The 21,572-nt window shown below is 71.7% G+C and carries 24 protein-coding genes; 23 read left to right on the plus strand and 1 reads right to left on the minus strand.

From position 1 onward, the window contains the following. The 23 genes from ACLQ2W_RS00875 (at position 1) to ACLQ2W_RS00985 (ending at position 21,217) form a co-directional block, all read left to right on the plus strand. On the plus strand, positions 1-921 hold the full coding sequence (locus ACLQ2W_RS00875; RefSeq protein ID WP_425784843.1) for a conjugal transfer protein TrbL family protein: 921 nt from the start codon (positions 1-3) through the stop codon (positions 919-921). Continuing rightward, a complete protein-coding gene (locus tag ACLQ2W_RS00880; protein ID WP_425784844.1) occupies positions 918-1,877 on the plus strand; it encodes a PrgI family protein in 960 nt (319 codons plus the stop codon). The genes ACLQ2W_RS00875 and ACLQ2W_RS00880 overlap by 4 nt, the downstream gene beginning before the upstream one ends. Beyond that, complete coding sequence (locus ACLQ2W_RS00885) at positions 1,874-3,661, plus strand: VirB4 family type IV secretion system protein (RefSeq protein ID WP_425784845.1); 1,788 nt, start codon at positions 1,874-1,876, stop codon at positions 3,659-3,661. Before ACLQ2W_RS00880 ends, ACLQ2W_RS00885 begins: the two co-directional genes overlap by 4 nt. Further along, positions 3,658-6,201, plus strand: a complete 2,544-nt coding sequence (locus tag ACLQ2W_RS00890; protein ID WP_425784846.1) for a type IV secretory system conjugative DNA transfer family protein — start codon at positions 3,658-3,660, stop codon at positions 6,199-6,201. Before ACLQ2W_RS00885 ends, ACLQ2W_RS00890 begins: the two co-directional genes overlap by 4 nt. Before the next feature lie 257 nt (positions 6,202-6,458). After that, entirely contained in the window at positions 6,459-7,382 is a 924-nt protein-coding gene (locus tag ACLQ2W_RS00895) for a replication-relaxation family protein (protein ID WP_425784847.1), read from the plus strand. A 547-nt stretch (positions 7,383-7,929) separates the two neighbouring features. Then, positions 7,930-8,727: a hypothetical protein gene (locus ACLQ2W_RS00900; RefSeq protein ID WP_425784848.1), complete on the plus strand. Its 798-nt coding sequence runs from the start codon at positions 7,930-7,932 to the stop codon at positions 8,725-8,727. Positions 8,728-8,894: 167 nt separating this feature from the next. Beyond that, positions 8,895-9,308 carry a hypothetical protein gene (locus tag ACLQ2W_RS00905; protein WP_425784849.1) on the plus strand — a complete coding sequence of 138 codons (414 nt, stop codon included), beginning with the start codon at positions 8,895-8,897 and terminating at the stop codon, positions 9,306-9,308. A gap of 135 nt (positions 9,309-9,443) precedes the next feature. Continuing rightward, the gene (locus tag ACLQ2W_RS00910; protein WP_425784850.1) at positions 9,444-10,016 is read left to right on the plus strand and encodes a hypothetical protein; all 573 of its coding nucleotides are present in this window, start codon (positions 9,444-9,446) and stop codon (positions 10,014-10,016) included. 127 nt (positions 10,017-10,143) lie between these two features. Further along, positions 10,144-10,527, plus strand: a complete 384-nt coding sequence (locus tag ACLQ2W_RS00915) for a hypothetical protein (RefSeq protein WP_425784851.1) — start codon at positions 10,144-10,146, stop codon at positions 10,525-10,527. Between the two features lie 374 nt (positions 10,528-10,901). Next, on the plus strand, positions 10,902-11,765 hold the full coding sequence (locus tag ACLQ2W_RS00920) for a hypothetical protein (protein ID WP_425784852.1): 864 nt from the start codon (positions 10,902-10,904) through the stop codon (positions 11,763-11,765). Positions 11,766-11,955: 190 nt separating this feature from the next. Beyond that, positions 11,956-12,789 (plus strand): MarR family transcriptional regulator, encoded by an 834-nt coding sequence (locus ACLQ2W_RS00925; RefSeq protein ID WP_425784853.1) that lies wholly within the window; start codon positions 11,956-11,958, stop codon positions 12,787-12,789. A 94-nt stretch (positions 12,790-12,883) separates the two neighbouring features. Then, positions 12,884-13,513 (plus strand): diguanylate cyclase domain-containing protein, encoded by a 630-nt coding sequence (locus ACLQ2W_RS00930; RefSeq protein ID WP_425784854.1) that lies wholly within the window; start codon positions 12,884-12,886, stop codon positions 13,511-13,513. 100 nt (positions 13,514-13,613) lie between these two features. Then, entirely contained in the window at positions 13,614-14,192 is a 579-nt protein-coding gene (locus tag ACLQ2W_RS00935) for a hypothetical protein (protein WP_425784855.1), read from the plus strand. 214 nt (positions 14,193-14,406) lie between these two features. Beyond that, on the plus strand, positions 14,407-14,910 hold the full coding sequence (locus ACLQ2W_RS00940) for a hypothetical protein (RefSeq protein WP_425784856.1): 504 nt from the start codon (positions 14,407-14,409) through the stop codon (positions 14,908-14,910). Then, on the plus strand, positions 14,907-16,022 hold the full coding sequence (locus tag ACLQ2W_RS00945) for a C40 family peptidase (protein ID WP_425784857.1): 1,116 nt from the start codon (positions 14,907-14,909) through the stop codon (positions 16,020-16,022). The genes ACLQ2W_RS00940 and ACLQ2W_RS00945 overlap by 4 nt, the downstream gene beginning before the upstream one ends. A 72-nt stretch (positions 16,023-16,094) precedes the next feature. Next, complete coding sequence (locus ACLQ2W_RS00950) at positions 16,095-16,766, plus strand: hypothetical protein (protein ID WP_425784858.1); 672 nt, start codon at positions 16,095-16,097, stop codon at positions 16,764-16,766. Between the two features lie 60 nt (positions 16,767-16,826). Beyond that, positions 16,827-17,336, plus strand: a complete 510-nt coding sequence (locus tag ACLQ2W_RS00955) for a hypothetical protein (RefSeq protein WP_425784859.1) — start codon at positions 16,827-16,829, stop codon at positions 17,334-17,336. 99 nt (positions 17,337-17,435) lie between these two features. Further along, positions 17,436-18,104, plus strand: coding sequence for a hypothetical protein (locus ACLQ2W_RS00960; RefSeq protein WP_425784860.1), 669 nt, complete (start codon positions 17,436-17,438; stop codon positions 18,102-18,104). Positions 18,105-18,249: 145 nt separating this feature from the next. Next, positions 18,250-19,389: a DUF4314 domain-containing protein gene (locus ACLQ2W_RS00965; RefSeq protein WP_425784861.1), complete on the plus strand. Its 1,140-nt coding sequence runs from the start codon at positions 18,250-18,252 to the stop codon at positions 19,387-19,389. Positions 19,390-19,475: 86 nt separating this feature from the next. Then, positions 19,476-19,640: a hypothetical protein gene (locus ACLQ2W_RS00970; RefSeq protein ID WP_425784862.1), complete on the plus strand. Its 165-nt coding sequence runs from the start codon at positions 19,476-19,478 to the stop codon at positions 19,638-19,640. 281 nt (positions 19,641-19,921) lie between these two features. Then, positions 19,922-20,170: a histone-like nucleoid-structuring protein Lsr2 gene (locus ACLQ2W_RS00975; RefSeq protein ID WP_425784863.1), complete on the plus strand. Its 249-nt coding sequence runs from the start codon at positions 19,922-19,924 to the stop codon at positions 20,168-20,170. Next, entirely contained in the window at positions 20,170-20,838 is a 669-nt protein-coding gene (locus tag ACLQ2W_RS00980) for a hypothetical protein (RefSeq protein WP_425784864.1), read from the plus strand. Before ACLQ2W_RS00975 ends, ACLQ2W_RS00980 begins: the two co-directional genes overlap by 1 nt. A gap of 28 nt (positions 20,839-20,866) precedes the next feature. Further along, the gene (locus tag ACLQ2W_RS00985) at positions 20,867-21,217 is read left to right on the plus strand and encodes a hypothetical protein (protein WP_425784865.1); all 351 of its coding nucleotides are present in this window, start codon (positions 20,867-20,869) and stop codon (positions 21,215-21,217) included. 51 nt (positions 21,218-21,268) lie between these two features. Here ACLQ2W_RS00985 and ACLQ2W_RS00990 read toward each other — a convergent pair whose 3' ends face one another. Next, positions 21,269-21,556: a hypothetical protein gene (locus tag ACLQ2W_RS00990; RefSeq protein ID WP_425784866.1), complete on the minus strand. Its 288-nt coding sequence runs from the start codon at positions 21,554-21,556 to the stop codon at positions 21,269-21,271. Between the last annotated feature and the right edge of the window lie 16 nt (positions 21,557-21,572).

The raw sequence follows: 21,572 nt of genomic DNA on the forward strand, positions 1-21,572 counted from the left end.
ATGAGCTACGTCCTCGGCCAGATCCTCGACTGGCTCACCACCGCGATCCTGGCGACCCTGGACGCGCTGATCGGGGTGATCAGCAGTGCGCTGCTGATCACCCCGGACGTCACCGGCCTGCCGCAGGTGCAGGCCCTGACCGGCCGTTCGGTGTGGGTCGTGGACACCGTGTTCGTCCTGGCGTTCGTCGCCGCCGGCGCGCTCACCATGACAGCTGGCGGCGACGAACGCTCCCGCTACACGATCAAGGACCTGCTGCCGCGCCTGATCGTGGCGTTCGTCGCCGCGCACTTCTCCCAACTGTGGTGCGGCATGCTCATCGACCTCGCTAACGCCCTCACCACGGCGCTGAGCACCGGCACCGGCGACCACGCCGGCGCGCTGCGCGCGATCAAGACCCACATCGCCGCGGGGCAAGACAAGACCGCCGCGCTGCTGTTCGTGATCTGCGTGGCGATCATCGCCGTGCTCCTGGCCGGCACCGCGTTCAGCATGATCGTCCGGTTCGCCGTCGTGCTCGTCCTGACCGCCGCCGCGCCCCTGGCCCTGGCGTGTCACGCGCTGCCGCAAACAGACCCGGTCGCGCGGATGTGGTGGCGCTCCTACGCCGGTGTCCTGGCGGTGCCGGTCGTGCAGGGCTTCACCCTCTACGCCGGGCAGTGGATGCTCACCGACCCGGCGCACCTGCTGCCCGTGCTCGGCCTGCCGGTCGATCCCGGCGGGGTGCTGAACCTGTTCGTCGTCATGGTCATGCTCTGGACCACCCTGCGGGTGCCGCACATGATGCGCCGCTACGTCAGCGCCGGCAACAGCGGTGGCGGGGCCAGCATGATCGGCGCCGCGGTGCGGGTGGTCGTCGTGCAGCAGGCCACCCGGGCGGTGCCCGGCCTCGGCCGGGGTGTGCGGGCGGTGACCCGATGACCACCAACACCCAGCGGAGCGAGGCGGGACGGGCGCGGATGCCCGCCGACGTCGACGCGCCCGACAAGGTCGCCTACGGGTTGACCTTCCGTCAGCTCGCGATCCTCGCCGTCGCCGCCCTCGGCCTCTACGGCGCGTGGCGGGCCCTGCACACCGTCGTGCCCGTGCCGGTGCTCCTCGGCGCCGCGGTGATCGTCGGCGGCCTCGTGTTCGGCGTCGCCGTCGGCCGCCGTGACGGCCTGCCGCTGGACGTGTGGCTGCTCGCCGCCGTCCGGCACGCCCGCGCTCCTCGCGCCCTGTCCACGACGGACACCGCGTCGACGACGCCGGACTGGGTGCAGACACCGGCGAGCCGGGTGATGGTGCCGGCGCCGCTGAGACTGCCCGCGAACGCCATCGACGACGACGGGGAGATCCACCTCGGCGGCACACGAGCGGCGGTAGTCGCCGCGACCAGTGTCAACCTGGCGCTACGCACCGCCGGCGAGCAAGCAGCGCTGGTCGAGGTGTTCGGCAGGTGGCTCAACAGCCTGTCCACGCCGACGCAGATCGTCGTGTCGGCGCAGCCGGTCGACCTACGCTCCGCCGCCCACGCTCTCACGCAGGCCGTGGGGCAGATGGCGCATCCAGCCCTGGCGGACGCCGCAGCCGACCACGCCCGGTTCCTCGACGACCTGGCCGCCCGCCGGGACCCGCTGCGCCGCCAGGTCCTCATCGTCTCGCGCGCCACGGCTGGTGAGCGAGGTGAACACGCGGCCCGGCGGCGCGCCGACGACACCGCCCGCACCCTGTCCGGTCTGGGGGTCACTACCCGCGCGCTGGACGCGGCGGCGGTCACCGCGGCGATCGCCGCCGCCGCCGATCCCTACCGGCCCTCGCGCCCCGGCGGCCTCGCCGCCCCCGACGCCGTCATCACCGTCCCCACCACGCCACGACAAGGAAAGGACCCCCGATGAGACTCCAGCACCGATCCCGCGCCGACACCGGTGCCCGTCAGCGCTCGTCGCTGGCGGGCACCGTCGCTCCTGCCGCCGTGGAGGTGACTCCGCGGATGCTGCGCGTCGGCGACGGCTACGCCGCGACCCTCGTGGTCACCGGCTACCCCGCCGAGGTGGGCCACGCCTGGCTGGAGCCGCTTCTGTCGTGGCCGGGCCGCCTCGACCTGGCCCTGCACATCGACCCGCTACCCGCCCCGATCGCCGCGACCCGGCTGCGTAACCAGCGTGCCCGCTTCGAGTCCAGCCGCCGCGCTGACCACGCGGCCGGCAAACTGACCGACCCGAGCACCGACGCCGCCGCCGAAGACGCCGCTGACCTCGCCGGGCGCCTCGCCCGCGGGCAGGCCAAACTGTTCCGCGTCGGCCTGTACCTGACCGTGCACGCCCGCACCGAAGACGAACTCCTCACGGCCTGCGCCCAGGTGAAAGCCGCCGCCGCGTCCACCCTGATCGAGGTGCAACCCGCGACCTGGCGGCACCTCGCGGGCTGGACCACCACGCTGCCGCTGGCCACCGACAGCCTGCAGATGCGTCGCACCATGGACACCGAGGCCCTGGCCGCCGCGTTTCCCCTCGCCTCCGCCGACCTGCCCGCCCCCCTGCCCGGCGACCCACCCGCCGAAGGCGGGGTGCTCTACGGCGTCAACCCCGACTCCCAGGGCATCGTGTGGTGGGACCGCTGGGCGCAGGAAAACCACAACTCCGTCGTGCTCGCCCGCTCCGGCGCCGGGAAGTCCTACTTCGTGAAGCTGGAGATCCTGCGCAACCTCTACCAGCAGGTGCAGGTCGCCGTCATCGACCCCGAAGACGAATACCTCCGGTTGGCCGACGCCGTCGGCGGCACCGTCGTGCGCCTCGGCGCGCCCGGCGTGAAGATCAATCCTCTCGATCTGCCGGTCGGTGACCGCCGTCCCGACGTGCTGACCCGCCGCGGGCTGTTCCTGCACACCCTCATCGGTGTGTTGCTCGGTCAGCAGCCACCGCCGGCCGAACGGGCTGCCCTGGACCGGGCGATCCTGGCCGTCTACCGCAACGCCGGTATCACCGCCGACCCGGCCACCCACCACCGGCCCGCCCCGCTCCTGCGGGACCTCACCGCCTGCCTCGACGCAGACACCGACCCGGCGTCGGGGCAACTCGCCGCCCGCCTCGCCCCGTGGGTGCACGGCTCGTTCTCCCAGCTGTTCGACGGGCCCTCCACCACCCGCCTCGACGGGCAGCTGGTGGTGTGGTCGCTGCGGCAGCTCCCCGACGAGCTGCGCACCGTCGGCACCCTGCTGGCCCTCGACGCGATCTGGCGGCGCGTCGACGCCCCCGGCCAGTCGGCGACGCGCCGGCTGGTCGTGGTCGACGAGGCGTGGCTGCTCATGCGCGACGGCGAAGGCGCGAAGTTCCTGTTCCGCATGTCGAAGGCCGCCCGTAAACGCCACGCCGGGCTCGCGGTCATCACCCAGGACGTCGCCGACGTCCTGGGCACCGACCTCGGGCAGGCCGTCGTCGCCAACGCCGCCACCCAGGTGCTGCTCAAACAAGCCCCCCAGGCCATCGACGCCGTCGGCGACGCGTTCGGACTCACCGCCGGGGAGCGGCGGCTGCTGCTCGCCGCCCGCGTCGGCACCGGCCTGCTCATCGCCGGCCCGAACCGGACAAGTTTCGAGGCGATCGCCTCCGACACCGAACACCAATTGGCGACCACCCGCCCGCAGGACCTCGCCGCGCTTCACGACGAGGAGGAGCTGTGACCACATCGATCACGCACCTGCCCACCACGCTGACGCACCCGCCCACCCCCAACCCAGGGCCGGCGCCGAGCGTGCCGGGCATCGCGCCGCCCGCCGGGCTCGCCCGATGGGTCCTCGACGCCGCCGCATGGGCGGCGGCGCGGCCGTGGCTGCTCGCCGTCGCCGCCGGCGCGCTGATCAGCGTCATCGCCGCCCGCAACCTGCACGCGTCGTGGCGGCACCGCCGTCACGCCGAGGGCGCCCGCCTGATCACCGTCGCCCCGCCACCGGAGGTCGATCCGCGCAGCAGCGCCGCGCTGTGGGCTAACCTCGCCGGCACCCTGACCCCGTCGCTGCGCCGCCGGCTGCTCTACGGCTGCCCGCACGTCGTGTGGCAGTACACATGGACCGGGCGGCGGCTGCTCATCTCCGTGTGGGTACCCGGCACCGTGCCGCCCGGTGCTGTGGAGGCCGCCGTGCGCGCCGCCTGGCCCGGCGCCGCCTGCACCACCGACGACAACCCCGGCCCGCCGATCCCCGCCGACACGGCAGCCGTAGGCGGTCACCTGCTGCCCGTCGCCGCCGAGTGGCTACCGCTACGCACCGACCACGACACCGACCCGCTGCGCGCCCTGATGTCCGCAGGCTCCAGCCTGCGCGCCGACGAGCACGCCTGCGTGCAGGTCCTCGCCCGCCCCGCCGCCGCCCGCCGCGCCCGAAGGGCCCGCCGCGCCGCCAGACGGCTGCGCGACGGTAGGACCGCCCTGCCCACCATCAACCCGGCCGCCCCGCTGCTGTGGCTCATCGAAGCGTTCCTACCCGGCCGTAGCGCCAGCACCAGCCGAGCTGCGCCGGCGGCACGCCGGGACCCGAGCGTGGAACGCGACGTGCGCGCCATCCTCGACAAGAGCGCCCACCCACTGTGGGAGACCGCCGTGCGCTACGCCGTGGCCAAGGACACCGGTCGCGCCCACACCGACCAGCGGCCCCGGCTGCGCGGCCTCGCCGACACGATCGCCTCGGCGTTCGCCGTGTACTCCGCCCGCAACCGGCTCACCCACCGCACCCGCATGCCCCACCCGGTCGCGGTGCTGGCCCAGCGGCGCCTGAGCGCCGGGTTCATCACCAGCGCCCCCGAGCTGGCGGCGCTCGCCGCGCTACCCCAGGACCTGGCAGTACCGGGCCTGGACCGGGCCCGCGCGAAGTCCATGCCCGCCCCGGTCGCCGTGACCGGCGGCGGGCGCGGAGAGAAAATCCTCGGCGACGCGCAGATGGGCGGGCACCGTGTCGGCCTGTCCGTGCCGGACTCCAGGTATCACCTGCACGTGATCGGCTCCACCGGCTCCGGCAAGACGACCCTGCTGGTGAACATGGCCGTCGACGACATCAAAGCCCGCCGCGGCACCGTCGTCATCGACCCGCACGGCGACCTGGTCCTGGACATCCTCGACCGGCTACCCGCCGACGTCGCCGACCGGGTCGTGCTGTTCGACCCCGACCAGCCCAACCCACCCACCATCAACCCCCTCGAAGGCGACGACCCCGACCTCGTCGTGGACAACCTCGTGTCGATCTTCGGCAACATCTTCGCCAAGGCGTGGGGACCCCGCATGGACGACGTCATGCGCGTGGCCTGCCTGACCCTGCTGCGCCACGCCAACGTCACCCTGCAACACATCCCGCCGCTGCTCAACAGCGCCCAGTTCCGCTCCGCGATGACCGTCAACCTCGACGACCCCGCCGGCCTGCACGGCTTCTGGCAGTGGTACGACGAACTCAACCCCGCCCTGCGCTCCCAGGTCATCGGACCGGTCCTCGCCCGGCTGCGCTCGTTCCTGCTACGCGACTTCGTCAAACGCACCATGCAATACCCCAAGTCGAGCTTCGACATGGGCAAGGTCCTCGACGGCGGCGCCCTGCTCGTCCGCATCCCCAAGGGCCAACTCGGCGAGGACACCAGCAAACTGCTCGGGTCGCTGATCCTGGCGCAGGTGTGGCAGGCCGCCACCGCCCGCGCCCGGCTCAACCCGGAGCAGCGCCGCGACGCCACCCTGATCATCGACGAGGCGCAAAACTTCCTCACCCTCGCCAACAGCCTCGACACGATGCTCGCCGAGGCCCGCAAGTACCGGCTGTCACTGGTCCTGTCGCACCAGGACCTCGCCCAGTTCCCGAAGGACCTCCTCGCCGCCGCGTCGGCCAACGCCCGCAACAAGGTGTACTTCTCCTGCGCTCCCGAGGACGCCCGCGTCCTGGCCCGGCACACCCTTCCTGAACTGGACGAGCACGACCTGACCCACCTCGACGCCTACACCACCGCGACCCGCCTGGTCGCCGACGGCCGCCAGACACCGGCGTTCACCATGCGTACCCGCGCCCCGAAGCCCGTCGTCGGCGAGGCCACCGCCATCCGCCAGGTGGCCGCGGAGAAGGTCCTGCCCCAGGACAAGAGCGCCATCGACGCCCTCGTCGAGCAGTACTCCCGCCCGAAGAAAGACGCCGCCGACCCCAGTGAGGGCGGAGCACCCGACGCGGAGCGGGCTCGCCGGCAACGCCGCTGACCCTGCCACCACTCGACCGAGTCACACCCTCGCTCCGCCGGCATCCTCGGTCAGGTGAGGGCTTCGGTGGCACCTTCGCTGGGGTCTTCGCCGCGCCTTCACCACCCCTACCCGCCGTCGCCGGTGATCACGCCGGCCGGACGGCCCGTCACCGCAGCACACCGCCGGTGATCACTGCCGCTCACCGGCGGTGACAGTTCCAGACTCCCTCCTGAAAGGAGGGGGATTCCTCTCCACTCTCCCTGAGGAGAAATCTCATGTCCCGCCACTCACCCACTCCTGAACCCGACCCGTCCGACCCTCGACCCACCCCACCCGCCCGCCGGCTCAGCAAGGATGAGCGGCTGGCCCGCCTGCGGCTGCTGACCCTGCGCGACCACGACCTGCTGGGCTGGCTCGCCGAGCACTACCTGCTCTCCGCCGACCAGATCGCCGCCGCCCTGTTCCCCTCGAAACGCTCCGCGCTGTTGCGCTTGGCCGCCCTGCACCGCTACGAGGCCGTGCACCGATTCGGGGACCTCCGAACCGGCACCGACCAGTACCTCTACACCCTCGGCCCGCTCGGCGTCGACGTGCACCCCCGCGCCTACAGCGACCCGCTGCGGCCCGACGCGCCCGCGCCCCGCACGAGCGTGGAGCGCGCCCACCGCATCATCGGCAGCGGCCGAATGAAACACCTGCTCGGCACCAACCAACTCTTCATCGACCTGCACGCCTACACCCGCGCCGACCCCGACGCCGAACTGGTCCGCTGGTGGTCCGAGCAGCACGCCACCGCCGCCTACGCCATCGCCGGTGTGCGACCCGACGGCCACGGCATCTGGCGCGCCGCTGGCCGCACCGTCGGGTTTTTCCTCGAACACGACAACGGCACCGAGCCGCTGCGCACCGTGCTGGGCAAGCTGCGCGCCTACGAACGCCTCGCCCAGTTCGGACCCCGCTACCCGGTCCTGCTGCGCGTGCCCAACCGCCGACGCGAAGCCAACCTCCTCGACGCCCTCGCCGGCGTGCCCACCGTCATGCCGGTAGCCACCGGCCTGCACCACGAACACCCCGCCGGGCCCGCCTGGACCCTCGCCTCCGACCCCGGCTCACGCCGCTGGCTGCACGAGCTGCCCAGCGACCACGGCCCCGACACCGCCACCAACCCCCACCACTTCACCGAACCCGGCGACGCCTGACAGCCCGCCGGCTCGCTCACAGCCGCTCACACCGCAGGTCACCCCGCCCGCCCCGCCATCACCACGGCGCGGCGGGGACGGCCGCGGGCCGGGGCGGGTGTGGGCGGGCCCGCCACTCACAACGACTCACACCCACTCACACCCACGCGGCCCTCACCGGCAGTTGATCTCTCACACCCCAGGTCAACCCACTTATATCGGCTGATCGGCGACTGCTGGCGTTGTGAGTGCGAAGGGCTACCGTTTCGGCACTAACACAACCCCATATATCGCTTCACCCGGTTCGGTCCCACCTCCAGGATCATCGCCGCACCCACCCGGTGCGCCCCGCCCACCCGCTCACGCCGGTCGGCAGCACACCGCGCGGCGACCCCCGAGGTCGCACCAACCACCCCGCGCCACCGCATCACCTCCCGACCCGCTCCACGCACCCGGTGGACACGGTCGATCCCCGCACAGTTCCTGCTCCGTCGATCACCCGACCCACGTACCCGGTGGGCCGGGCCGTCGTCGTGCCCCCACGACGCCAACCCCTCAAGGAGGCTCCATGTCCCAGACCAACGGCACCGCGCTGACCCGCCACGGCAGCCGCGTGCAACGACTCACCGCCCTGGCCAACACGCCCCAGCAAAGCACCCCGCGTCCCCAGGTGATGCCGCAGGCCGTCATCCGCCAGATGATCGTCTGCGTCAGCGACGACCTCGCCGCGACCCTGCACACCGGCGTGCGCAACCTCGAGCGCCACTTCGGCGTCTCCGGCACCAGCTGCCGCCGCCTGTGGGCGTCCCCGGCTATCTGGGCGTGGCAACGCCGCCAGCTCATCGACGCGCAGAAGGCCAAGACCGGCCCGCAGTGCTGCGCCGGCGGCCCCATCCGCCTGCTCGACCTCACCGGAATGCGCGAAGGCGCGCACGTCAGCGCCATGCTGCGCCACCAACAGTGGAACCACGTCGTCGCCGGCACCCGCCCGGCCACGCCGTGGCCGGTGTTCCTGCAACGACACCTCAGCAACCCGTCGGGCTACCCACTCGACGTCGCCAGCGCCGAGTTCCACCGGCAGCCGCGCGTGCACGCCATGCGCCTGCACAACGCCGCAGCCACCACCGCCGGGCAGCTCACCACCGACGACCTGGAGATGTTCCAGGCCGGCGCCGCCGCCTACGCCAACTACCGCGCCCTCTGGGCGCTGTGCACCGACGCACTCCTCACCGAGGACGGCAACCAGCTGACGCCGGCCAGCGCGTACCTCGCCGACCGGATCACCTACCTGCACCAGGCGTACCGGCACCTGCAGAACCTGCACCACACCCAGCAGATCTTCGCCATCGACCTGCAAACGCCGTAGCCGCAACCTCGCACGGCCACCAACCCCCGGCAACCCAGGGGGGCCAGAGGGTCTGCCCGCATCCCGCGGCAGAGCACCGGACGGGCAGCACACCTCACCTCGACACCTGAGGCAGGTGTGCTGCCCCGTCCTGGCCCACCCCCACCCGCACCTTTGGAAGGAGCAGCATGTCCCGCTTCCTGTACTTCGACCTGCCCGCCGTCGCCGCCCACGCCCAACACGCCGTCCTCTGCGACTGGACCATGCACACCCGCCGCTGGGCCACCGACATCCAAACCGCCGAACCGGCGCTGCGGCTGTTCCGCTTCCGCGGCATGGCGTGGCTGACCAGCAACGGAGGCGATTCCCTCTACGACCCGATGCCCTCGATGGCCCCGGCGCGCAAGTCACTGACCGCGCCCGGCGTCCACCTGCCGGATAGGGCGAATGCCTGGGGCCTGCCGCTGCTACACGACAGCGCACCGCAGCTGATCGACCTCATCAGAGCCGGCCACACCGACGGCGCCCCCGTATTCGTGGTCGACCCGAACACGCTCACCGCCGGCGTCGGCCGCCGGCGTCACCTCCGCGCCCGCACCTGACACCACCCGAGCGACCGCACGGCACGCCCACCCTCCCCATCACCTAGGGACAACGGGCGTGCCGCTGCGGCGCCATCGCACGCCTTTGAAAGAGCAACCCAACCAGCCATTCCGGATCAGACCTGGAGGAAGCCCATGCAACCCGAACGCCGCTCCACCCTCGTCATCAAGGCGCTCACCGCCGCCGAAGCCCTCGCCGAGACGCGCGGCTGGGGCAACTACCCCACCGTGCTCGCCCTCATCGACGCCACTGCCCACACCAACGTCGGCAGCATCAACGTCGAGGAACTTCCGATCGACCAGGAGGCATGGCGGTTCCTCGCCGTCCCCGGCAGCTGTATCACCGTGCCGTACCGGATCGGGTTGGAATTTGTCGCCGACACCCTGACCACCGTCAGAGCCCCACGGCTGCGGGACTGGATCCGCGCGCAGATCGGCCCCGTGATCGCGATGGCGTTCCTCGCCGAAGGACTCGACGCCAGCGACACCGGCCGCCGAAGCGCCGCCGCCCGCGGCCTGCCCGCCGACCCTGACGGCGTCCCGGTCCGAGCGGTCAGCGCCTACGACATCGACGGCCGCTTCTACCGACTGCTGCGCACACGCGGAGCGGACACTGTCTCCACCACGGTCGACGATCCGGACGCGCGGACATCGGCCGGTTTCGTCGCGGCGAACCTGCGACGTCTGCTCACCGCAGCCCGCACCTGACCACAGGATCGCCGCGCCCGCCACGAGCGCTTAGGTCGAGGCCGCGAAGGACTTCTCACGACCTGCCGCGATCTTGCCCACGGCGGGACCTCGCCGGCCACCGCAACTAAGACAGGAGGCACATGCCATGGCGCCGATCATCAACCTGACGCCGCACCCGGTGCGCATCTTCGCCGGGGACACCCCGGATCGCATTGAGCCGGGCAGCGTCACCCCACTACGTGTGGTCCCCGTCAGCAAGGAACACCGGCCGGCGCGGTTGGGTCAACACGTCATCGGACCCGACCACCTCGACCTCGACGTCCCCGTCGAGCGCGTCGCCTACGGCGCGGCCCACCACGACGTCCCGCCACTGCCACCGCCGTTCCCGGGCACCTACTACCTTGTGTCCCTGGTCGTCGGACTGACTGCGATCGGCCGCGAGGACCTGCTGGTCTGCCACGACACTGTCCGCGACCTGGACGGCTGCATCATCGGCGTCCGCAAGTTTGCCCGTCCGCACCGCGGCTGACCACCAAGCCCGGCCACTACCTCACCGGTCGGGGCAGCGTCACCTGCTGCTCAGCAACTGCGGGGACAGGTGTTGCGGCCGGACCGGCTACATCTCCTTTGCTGGAGCGCTGTGGTGTTCTCGCACCCCCCGGATCAGCTAAGCGGGCGCGCTTTGGCATGCCGTGCTTGGCATGAAGCGCAGCCTCCAGCGCTCGACCTGGCCCTGATCCCGCGGGGCTGCACATCGCGTCTCACCCGATGGCGAGGCGCGTGAACCGGTGCCCCACCACCGGCCGGGCGCCCCGGGCATGGGGCGCCGTCACCTCCTGGCCTGAGACAGGCCGCTGTTCCTCTTCCATCCCTTTCCCTTCCTCTCAAGGAGGTTCCCTCACCATGTCTAGCCGCCTGTGGTTCCGTGTCGAAGACGTGCTGCCCCTGGCCGAGCACGCCCTCGCGTGCACCACCCACCGCCTCACCCGCGCCCAGATGTCGGCCGGCGAGCACAACGCGCCCGCCCTGACCCTGCGCCGCGTCGGCGCCGACGGGCACCTGCGGTCCAACGGAGTACCGACCTGGCACACCGTCGACGGGGACGAGCAGGCCGCCCACGGCCGCGCCGTGAGGCATGTCGACGAGGCCGCCGACCCCGCAGAAGACCTGTACCTGCCGCTGCGTCACCCCGGCCCCGACGGGCGTCGACTCATCGACGTGCTCCGCGCCGCCGCCGCCCTGGACCACCACTGGCTGGCCATCAACACCGACACCTGGCCCGGCGCCGTCCTCGACACCAGCCACATCGAGGCGTACGACCACCGCGCCGACACCGTCGCTCCGGACGCGCGGTGGCGGCCAGCGATGGTCACCGCCGCACGGTTGGACGCCCGCTACTACCCGGCGCTGGTCGCGCGGGACTACGTCCTCGGTGAGGACGGCCACCTGATCTGTCGGCTGCACCCACGCACGGTGCGGCAGCTCGCCGCCGACCTCACCGGGCCCTGGCGCGCGGCAAGCATGCCGGGAGAGCACCCGCTCGTACGTTTCGGCACCGCCACCGCCGTGCTGCTCGAGGAAACCGACACCGGCGACCTCCGCATCGAGGTCGATGACCGCTGCCACCCCGACCGCGACGGCTACTACCACCTCGGCGTCGACCGGTGGCACTGGCACACCCGCGCCGCCGTCGCCATGCCCCTGCACGACCGGCTGCGGCTTCACCTCACCGTCCTGCAGGGCCGCATGCGCACCCGCCGCCACTGACCCGACTCCATACGCGACACACCGGTGATATCCCGCCGTACCAGCCGGGGTACGCCGATCGCCGCCTGTCCGCTGCGTGTGCGCCGACACACGGCGCACCGATTCCACGAATCCGCGAATCGCACTTGATCTACGGGGCGAGCGAAGCGTGGATCAGTGCTGACCTCACCTCACAGAAGGGAAATCGCCCATGACCGACGCTCCGGAGCCAGCCGCACCGCATGCGATGTTCAAGGTCCTCGCCGCGCTCGCCGAACTCGGTGAGGACACCGCCGCCGCCGTCGCGGACAAAGCCGGGCTTGCCTACTCCACCGCCACCGCGAAGCTGCGCGCCTGGGAAGCGACCAGGCAAGCCGAACGGGTGCACACCGACAGCAAGCGCGCTGTCTGGCGGCTCACCGACGCCGGCCGCGCCACGGTCGGCACCGTCACCGCACCGCCGCCCCCCACCAGTGGAACCGACACCCCGTCTCCGAACGCGGCCGACGACCTCACCGAATCCGCTGACGCGAATGCCTCTGCCGAGACCGCGCCCCACGAGGCGCCACTGGACGGAGAGAGGGAGCGCGCCGACGTAGATGACACCTCACCCGCGCCGCCGGCACAGCCAGCGGCGCCGGCCGACCTGCCGACTGCCGTCGATCGCCAGCAGGAGCCCACGACCGGCGCGTCGACCATCGCCACCGACCCGACGGAGGACATCGGCGAGCAGACACCGGCGACCGACCCGGCCGGGCCGCCCGGAACGGACACCCCGCGCACTGGCGCAACCTCGGCCGGTCGTCCTCGCCGGGCGATGGGGTCACTGCGGGCGGCAGTCCTCGACGTCCTCGAAGCCCGCCCCGAGCAGGCGTTCAAGACCAGTGAACTGTGCAAGCTCATCGACGCCGCGAACGCCGGCACCGACGCCCGAAAGGCCAGCCCCGGGGCGGTCGCCAACGCCGCCGACAAGCTCGTCATCGCCGGCAAGGCCATCCGCACCGCCGACAAGCCCGCCACCATCCAACTCGCCCCCACCCCGTAACCAACAGTTCCGAGGTAGCCCGGAGGCGGGCGGAAAAGTTTGACGGCTGCCCCGCCCGCCCCCGGTGCTCCTTCCTGCGAAAGGAGCGTCTTCCATGATGCACCACCTCGCCGCCGCCTTCGGCGGTGTGCTCGCCGGCCTCGCCCTCGCCATCCCCGCGCTCGTGCGGCAACAGCGGATCCTGACCAAGGTCCGCTGGATGGCCAATCACGACGATGTCACCAACCTGCCCAACCGGCGGCTGTTCCTCGACCGGCTACATTCCGCCCTCGCCGACGGCACCCCGACCGGGGTCGTACTGCTCGACCTCAACGACTTCAAGGCCGTCAACGACACCCTCGGTCACGAAACCGGCAACGACCTGCTCGATCAGGTCGGTCGCTGCCTGTCGGGGCTATCCGGTCCGATCCTCGCAGCCCGACTGTCCGGCGACGAGTTCGCGCTGCTCGTCACCGGCGACCGCCTCGCCACCGAAGCCGCCGCTGACGCGGCGTGGCAGGCCATCGCCGCCCATGCGTTCCGCGTCGCCAACGGTGTCCTGCGCGTGACGGCCTCGGTCGGCCACACCCACACCCACAGCCTTCAACCCCACGTCAGCGCCCGCCATCTACTCAGCCAGGCCGACAGCGCCATGTACGAGGCCAAGATCACCACCGGCCGGGTACGCGAGTATCTGCCCCACCGCACGGCGACCGTGCGCAGCCGCAGCCGCCAACGGCCCTGACCGCCTCCCCTCTCCGAGCCCCGATCCGTCAAGGGACCCCGCAGCCGACACGGCCGCGGGGTCCCTTCACGTGCTCCAACCTCTCGAGTTGGGAGACCCCGTGCTGTCCGACAACGCTGTCCGCACCCTCACCGCCTGCCTCGAATACGCCGACGCCGACGCCGCGCACCTCGGCTGGGGAGACACCGCAACCCTGCTGCTCATCCACGACTGGTCCCTCGAATCTGCCCGGCCACGGCGGCGCACCATGCGCAGCCTGGAGTTTCCCCTGCACCCCGAGGACCTCCTCGCGCATCCCGCAGGCCTGCCCGCACTGCTGCACCGCCTCGCCGAGGACCTGCGCGACCCAGCCGCCGCAACCCCGTACCAGAAGACCCTGCAGACGATGCTCGCCCGGGCCCGCGCCGCGGCCCCGGACGTGCGGCTGCTGGCCTGGGCCGTCTGCTACCACGACATCCACCTGCGCGACGACCACCTCGACAGGGTGCGCCGGGTCGACGCCGTCGACATCGACGGACGCGTCTACCAACTCAGCCACGCCCTCGACGAGGAGCATCCGATCATCCTCGTCGACGACACCGGCGACCCTGCCGACAGCCCCGCCACCCAGCAGGGACTCGCGGCGCTGCTCAGCGCCACTGTCGGCCCCATCGAAGAGGGCCCGCCTAAGCCGCGCTGAGCTGCGGCGGCAAACGTTCGCCAGGTGCGGCCGGCGAGTCCGTCCACGGCCTCATCTGCGGAGCCCTCGACGAGGTCACCGTCCCCGAAGCACCCCGCCGAGACCACGTGTTCGGCCGGCGACACCAACAAGCCACTTGGTCGCCTCCGGTCGAACCACACCAGCCCTTGACCCGCACCCATCGCGCACAGCCTGCTGAAGGAGTCCTCGACCCGTGAGCACACACTGCTACATCGGCGCCACCAGCCCCGGCCAGCCCCGCCGCGTGCGAGCCCGGGCCGTGCTCTACGACGCCCACCCGCACGTGGTCCTGCCGGCCCTCGCCGCGATCTGGGCCCACCACACCCGGCACGACACCGCCGCGCTGATCACCGCGATCCTCGCCCACGACTGGGAACACCTCGACCCGGACGCCACCACCGCCACCACCTCCTCCTCGCTGGCCGGGCAGCGGACTGTCGCCGGGGTGGGCGTCGCCCTGACCAGCACCACCCGCGGAGTCGTCGACTCGCCGGAGCCGGTCACGGTGTTCCCGCTGTGCCACGCCCGGCACCTCGACGCCGAATGGATCTACCTCCTGCACCCCGACACGGACACCGTCACCGTGCACAGCACCGACGGCACCCGCATCGCCACCTACCCCCTGCACTGCTGGTCACCCACCAGAGCACCAGTCCAACGGCTGCCCCAACCCACTCACGGCCGGGACGACCGGTGAGCGCCCGGGCGCTCACCGGCGTCGCCGCCGCCATAACCGTGCTGCTGGCGCTGTGCGCCGGCGGCCTCGCCGCGCTGCTCACCTCGGGCGGCGCCTCCGCCGCCGGCTGCTACACCGCCCTCGCCCCCGACGGGCAACCGCTGCTGCCCACCCCCACCATCACTTCACCCGCCGACGGCAGCATCGGGTGGACCCGCGAGCAGACCGCGAACGCCGCCGTCATCGTCACCGTCGGCGCAGAACGCGAGATGCCGCCCCGCGGCTGGGTCATCGCCCTCGCCACCGCCATGCAGGAATCCACCCTGCGCAACCTTGCTGGCGGCGACCGCGACTCCGTCGGCCTGTTCCAACAACGCCCCTCCCAAGGCTGGGGCACACCCACCCAACTCCAAGACCCCCGCTACGCGGCCGGAAAGTTCTACACCGCCCTGCTCGCCGTCACCGGCTGGCAGGCCATGACCTTGACCGACGCCGCGCAGGCCGTGCAACGCTCCGCCTATCCCGGCGCCTACGCCAAATGGGAAGACGACGCCATCGCCCTCCTACGCGTGCTCACCGGCGGCACCCCCGCCGGCCCCATCGCCGTCGACCTCGAACAGGCCATGGCCAACCCACTGTGCCTGCTCGACGGCGGCGACGGCCGACCCGGCGCCGACCAGGCGCCCCTACCGCCCGGGTTCACCCTGCCACCGGGCACCCCACCGCAGATCACCACCGCCATCGCCTGGGCCCTTCAACAACGCGGCACCCCATACACCTTCGGCGGGGACTGCACCGCGCCGCACTCCGGCGTCCCCGCACACCAGTGCGACTGCTCATCGCTGATGCAACAGGCCTACCGGGCCGCCGGCATCAACCTCCCGCGCACCACCAGCGACCAGGTCCACGCCGGCACGCTCGTCACCAACCCGCAGGACCTCCGCCCGGGTGACCTGCTGTTCATCCCCGGCAGCCGCGGCAGCACCAGCCGCCCCGGCCACGTCGGCATGTACCTCGGCCAAGGACTACTCATCCAAGCGCCCCACACCGGCGACGTCGTCAAAATCAGCCGGCTATCCGCCTGGCTGCCCGACCTCGCCGCCATCCGCCGCATCGTCCCGCAAACCCCGTAGCGCCGCGTGGTTGCCCCACCCGCGACGGCCGCCACAGACACCCACCCACTACCGAGAAGGAGGACCACGACCGTGAGCGCACCCGCGCTGATCGGTGAGGCCGCGTTCCGCGGCACCTACGTCGCCCGCCACATCCAGCTCGGCGACGAACCGGAAGTTCTGGTGCCACTGCTGCGCCGGATCTGGACCGACACCTTCAACCGCGACGTGGGCGCGATGGCAGCCGCGCTGCTGGCCCGCCCCTGGCTCCAACTCGCCGCCAACCCGAAACCCCGCCGATGGGACCAGCACCCGCCCGTACCCGGGGTGGGATACCCGAGCGCCACCGGACACAGCACGCCGAGGCAGGGCTCGCTACGCGAGACCGTCGATGGACCGGTGCAATGGCTGTACCTGCTGAACCTGGAGCACCGACGGCTGGTCGTGTACGAGGCGACGGTCCACGGCCGCTGGCTACGGCACAGCGCCCACCACCTCAACCCGGACGAGGCCCTCTTCATCACCGAACCCGCCCTCGACAAAGGCGGCCCCGACACGACGAGGTGCACTGCGTGCGGCGGCGTCAACGACATCGACCACTTTGAAGCGCCGTCTATCGCCGGCTACGGCCTCGACACCATCACCTTCTGCAACCGCTGCGGCTCCCTGGTCGCCACCAACCCGATCTTTGGTGACCACCTCGTTCGCAAACCCTGGCCACCGCCGGCACCCACCACCGACGGCGCGTCGGGCAATACCGGCTGAGCACGCGCGCAGCACCGCTTCCCCTCATCAAGCACAAGCCAACAGTTGGAAGGAACACTCATGATCCCCGTGGCCCGGACACAAGAGGAGATCCTGCACCGCATCGACGAGCACGCCGCCGCCGGTGAGGACACCTTCGGCTTCCGCCGCGACCTGTTGATCAACGCCCTCGACAATGACCGTGCCCGCCCGTTCCTGCAGTCCGAGATCACCGCGCAGCAGTGGAACAACCTGCGGTGGGACGGTCACGCCGGCCCCGAGGCGTACGGCCGCGAGTACCTCTGGTTCGCCGTGCACAAGATCCTGAACCACCGCAGCGGATCCGCGGCACGCGCGGTCGACAAGCTCACCGAACTGGCCTGGCTGCTCGGCCGCGACGACGTCATCACCGCCATGACCAGCGTCCCTTACCCGATGTACGGGGCTCCGAAGATCACCGTGTTCGCCGAAGGACTCGACTGGCCGCTGCACAGCCCCGCGCAGGACCCCGACTGGCGTGACGCCTTCACCCGCATGGCCGCCGGGCAGCCCTGCACCCCCGACGGCTGCATCTGGGGCTGCCAGGACTAACCCGCACGTCCCGACCACCACCTGGCTCACCACCGGCCGCGCCCCCACATCCGGGTCGCGGCCGGTTCCCATCTGCCTCTTCACCGGAAGGACCACCTCGTGACGTCTGAACGGCCCTCGCCCGAACCCGCCGGCTACACCCTGCATCTGCCGCCACAGCCGCCGCCCGCGCCCGTTGACCTCACCGCCTACGTTCACCACCCGGACAGCCCGGTCCTCGACCGCGCTGCCGCCGAAACCTTCCTGGCCGGCCGTGGCTCTCCCGGCAGTGCCATCGCCGTCGGGGACATCGTCCAACCAGCCGGCGAAGCCATCCGGCACCGAGTCGCGGCCGTCGACCATCAGACCGGCCTGATCACCATCACCGGCGAGGGCGACATGTCCCGCACGGTGGCTGGCGTGGCGGTCGAGGTCGTCAGCCTCGCCGAGCGTCCACCGGTGCCCGACGACCTCCTCGAAGGCCTGACCTTGGCGCAGGCACGGGAACTCATCACCCAGATCGCCTCCGACTACGGCAGATATCCCCAGTACACGGCGGCGTACTTCGCCGATTGGGTGTTCGGCCGCGTCGTGGCCGACATCCACTGGCGCGATGACCCGGCCGCGCCGGTGGAGTTCCCCGCCGGGCAGCGCGTGCTCGTACGTCCGGACAACCAGCCCGTCTACGGCGCGACCGTCCCGCGCACCCTGACCGCCTACTGCACCCGAGAACCACGGCCCGGGACTCCCACCGCAGTGCGGGCGCATCACATCCGTCTCGAGAGCTGACCGCTTTACACGCCTGCCGGTCCCGCCGCGACGACGTTACGGGCGCAGGTGCGCAGCGCCACACCGCTGATTCACGCACCGCCGCATCGGCGGCACCCCCACCCCATCCGATAACACAACGATGACCACCGATGGAGATGCGACGATGACAAGCCCTATCAGCAGCAATCAACCCGAGCTCTGGCCTTCAGCGAGTGACTATCGGCCCGGTGATCGGGTCGCGCTGGAGCGCACCAGCGACCCCTACACCCGGTTGCGCCCCGGGGACGAGGGCACTGTGCGCGGCTACGACCCCGACCAACGGATCCTCGACATCGCCTGGGACAGCGGCTCTCAACTGTCGATCGTCCTCGACGCCGGCGACCGCGTCCGTCCGCTCTTCGACGCGGCCTGGCAGCTGGTCCTGACCGCGCTGCGTGAGGCGGGCGCCGTGGCCGGCCGGGACGCCGCGCAGCGGTGGACGCAGGACACCATCGGCGGTCGGGCCCACGGCGATGTGACGGGCGTCGCCCGCGAGGTCCTGGCCAGCATCGTGGCCACCGACGGGCGGACCATCGACGGGTTGCCGCTCGCCGACCGCGGCGACGCCGCCGGCCGCGCCCGCTACGCCGACCACGCCCCACCCGACGCCCCCACCTACACAGAACTGACGGGCCCGCAGGCGGACCAGGCGCGGCAGGCATGGTGCGACGGCTTCGACCAGGCTGTTGACGACGAGGCCGCCCGGCAGTGCCGCAGGGTCCTGCACCCCGACGGCGACGACCGGGACCTGCGCCACGTCTACCCCGACGCCGTGCGTGTGGGCGGCCCGGGCGTGTTCGCCGGGGACTGGGCGGCCACGCCCAACTCGACCGGACAGATGCGAATCCCGGTCGCCTTCACCGGCACCCTCATCGACCGGTGGAACGGCTGGGCGGTGTTCCGCTGCACCCGGCAGGTCGCCGCAGCGATCGTCGCCGACCAACAAACCCACCGCGACCAGCACCGCCAACGCCTGATCGAGGGCGGCGCCACCTCCAGCGACGCCGACCAGCGCGTCGACGAAGCATGGGGGCGGATGTCGTTCGACGGCGACGTCATCGTCTGCGACGACAGCCGCGTCCAACACGACCCCGACGCCATCGACCGTATCCGCCCCGACGCCGACGGCCAGTACGTGGTGATGGGCTGGAACTGGACCTGGCAGGCGGTACACCCCTACGACTGCGACCGCATCGCCGGCACCATCCCCGACCCACCCACCACGAGCGGTGCCCGCCTGCCAGGAAGCCCAACCAATGCGTGAGGTCGACTGCGACGAGCGGGCACTGCAGCCGGGGGAGATCGTCACTGTCGCGCCGGCGCTCGCCGTCGAGGGGTCAGCACCTCCAAGTGGGCATCGACGGTTTCAACGACCCTCGCTACACCCTCGCTCTGCTCGGCGGCAACGGCTACCCGTGGCCCAACGTCGCCCGCGAGGACATCATCCCGGTCACACCCCAGCAGATCGCGCGCGTCGCCACCGGCGACGGCGCGGCGGTCTACGCAGCCGCCTAGCCGCCATTGCGGCGACGTGAGCCGCCGACCCCGGCACGTGTCGGCAGCGCCGCCTCCACCGCAGCAACTCGCGGTCGCGGATCGCCCCGCCCAACGAGCACACCACCCGCTGCCCATGCCACCGCGCACGCGGGCGTCTACACCGCCCAGATGACGCAACCCATGAGGCCGGATCCGGCACGGATCCGGCCGTTGCTCTCCGCCCTGCCGGTGTCGCCCCCGGTCACCCCCACGACGACCGGGGGCGACACCGCACTCCATCGATCGGAAGGAAACCCGCAATGGCAACCAAAACGATCGTCGTCGTCACCGACGACCTCGACCACAGCAGCGACAACGTCACTACTCACCACCTCGCTCTCGACGGGGTCGCCTACGAGATCGACCTCGGCCCGGACAACCTGCGACGCCTCCGCGAAGCGCTGGCCCCGTACCTCAGCGCCGGCCGCCGGACCGGGAAGGGAACCTCGACGCGCAGCAAGGGAACGCGCCGCGCCGCCACCGCCACGCGCGAGCAGGCAGCGCACTGATGGCACATCACCTGATCGCGGCCCTGATCCCCGCCACCGCCACCGTGCACACCATCGACGCCCACCTGATCCGGCCGATGCGCCTGCTGGCCCGCCATCTCCCCATCGACGGATATCGGCTCGGTGGGCAGGTCACCGGGGCGTGGGATCCCTCCTACCAGCCACACGCCGACCCGAGGAACTGGCGTACCTGCGACACGTGCCGGGGCACCACCCGCGTCGGCGACACCGCCTGCCCCGGCTGCGCCGACACGTTAGTCGCCGGCCGACGACCCGGCACCGTGGCGCTCTGGGACTACACCGACTGGGCGCCGTATCCAGGGGACATCGTCGCGCTGCCGCGGCTACTGCATCCCGGGTGGCGGTTCCCACCGGGGCGCACCCCTGTCGCCTGGGTCGACGCCGCCGGAGTGGTGTGGCTCGACACGACCCACGCCGTCCCCGCCGGCACCGACACCGGCGCAACGCCTCCCCGGCTACTGCACGTATTCCGGGACCTGCTGCACGAACATCGCATACCGGACCCCACCGCCGCCCCGACCCGACGGATGCCCCGCCCGGTCGACTGGGCTGTTCACCAGCGGCGCCATCCGGGACGACCCTGGCGACCGCGCAACCGGTTCAACCCCACCGACTGGTCCGTGGCGGTGATCGATGCCCACTCCTGAATACCTACCACCACGGGGCAGCACAGCCGTGTTCTCCGGACCGTGGCTGTGTTACAAGAACCCCGCAGGCGTCGACCGCTACCTGTTGGGCTGTATCGCCGTCGTGCTGGGCTGGTGGAACGGCGCCGTCGAACTCGACGTCGACGCCGCGGCCCTACGCGCCGTCGCCGCCTCCTTCGACGACATGGCCGAGTACGTGGGCAGGGACTGGCGCAGCGTCGACCTCGACGCCGGTGTGCTGACCGTCGCCCGGCCGCTGTCGCTCGGCGGCGGCGTCCACCAGACCCAGCCGATCCACGGCCGCTACCGCATCGGATGGGGCCTGCCCTGGTTGGCCGTCGACCCACGCCGCTGCGACACCGTCGCCGGAGGCACCTAAATCGGCCGTCCGCAGCAGCACGAGTCTCCCGGGGCTGCGCGGCGCCGCCGATCACCGCCGATGCGCGTCGCCGACGCCCACCGCATCGTCGTCGGCGCCGACCTGCCTACACAACTCATCACCCGAAGGAGGACAACCATGAAACTCGAACCTCGCACCCGAGACGCGCTGAGCCGCGCGCTGGTCGATGTTGAGGCGGCGCACGAACGTCGCGGATGGGACCTTCCACCGACGCTGCTCGGCGTGTTCGACCTGCCGCAGCCCAACCCGCACCCGGGCGTACACGTCGACGCCGGCCTGATCGACCCGACCGTCTGGCACAACCCGGTGCTCGCCCACGGCGACCCGACCCCTG

It is taken from the genome of Micromonospora sp. DT227 (genome assembly GCF_049841835.1).
In the GTDB taxonomy this organism is placed as follows: domain Bacteria; phylum Actinomycetota; class Actinomycetes; order Mycobacteriales; family Micromonosporaceae; genus Micromonospora.

Bases quoted from the DNA above. Each gene is read 5' to 3' on its own strand.
- ACLQ2W_RS00915 (WP_425784851.1), top strand. From the start codon at position 10,144: ATGGCGCCGATCATCAACCTGACGCCGCACCCGGTGCGCATCTTCGCC.
- ACLQ2W_RS00900 (WP_425784848.1), top strand. From the start codon at position 7,930: ATGTCCCAGACCAACGGCACCGCGCTGACCCGCCACGGCAGCCGCGTG.
- ACLQ2W_RS00895 (WP_425784847.1), top strand. From the start codon at position 6,459: ATGTCCCGCCACTCACCCACTCCTGAACCCGACCCGTCCGACCCTCGA.
- ACLQ2W_RS00885 (WP_425784845.1), top strand. From the start codon at position 1,874: ATGAGACTCCAGCACCGATCCCGCGCCGACACCGGTGCCCGTCAGCGC.
- ACLQ2W_RS00880 (WP_425784844.1), top strand. From the start codon at position 918: ATGACCACCAACACCCAGCGGAGCGAGGCGGGACGGGCGCGGATGCCC.
- ACLQ2W_RS00980 (WP_425784864.1), top strand. From the start codon at position 20,170: ATGGCACATCACCTGATCGCGGCCCTGATCCCCGCCACCGCCACCGTG.
- ACLQ2W_RS00875 (WP_425784843.1), top strand. From the start codon at position 1: ATGAGCTACGTCCTCGGCCAGATCCTCGACTGGCTCACCACCGCGATC.
- ACLQ2W_RS00930 (WP_425784854.1), top strand. From the start codon at position 12,884: ATGATGCACCACCTCGCCGCCGCCTTCGGCGGTGTGCTCGCCGGCCTC.
- ACLQ2W_RS00905 (WP_425784849.1), top strand. From the start codon at position 8,895: ATGTCCCGCTTCCTGTACTTCGACCTGCCCGCCGTCGCCGCCCACGCC.
- ACLQ2W_RS00955 (WP_425784859.1), top strand. From the start codon at position 16,827: ATGATCCCCGTGGCCCGGACACAAGAGGAGATCCTGCACCGCATCGAC.
- ACLQ2W_RS00975 (WP_425784863.1), top strand. From the start codon at position 19,922: ATGGCAACCAAAACGATCGTCGTCGTCACCGACGACCTCGACCACAGC.
- ACLQ2W_RS00910 (WP_425784850.1), top strand. From the start codon at position 9,444: ATGCAACCCGAACGCCGCTCCACCCTCGTCATCAAGGCGCTCACCGCC.
- ACLQ2W_RS00925 (WP_425784853.1), top strand. From the start codon at position 11,956: ATGACCGACGCTCCGGAGCCAGCCGCACCGCATGCGATGTTCAAGGTC.
- ACLQ2W_RS00920 (WP_425784852.1), top strand. From the start codon at position 10,902: ATGTCTAGCCGCCTGTGGTTCCGTGTCGAAGACGTGCTGCCCCTGGCC.
- ACLQ2W_RS00965 (WP_425784861.1), top strand. From the start codon at position 18,250: ATGACAAGCCCTATCAGCAGCAATCAACCCGAGCTCTGGCCTTCAGCG.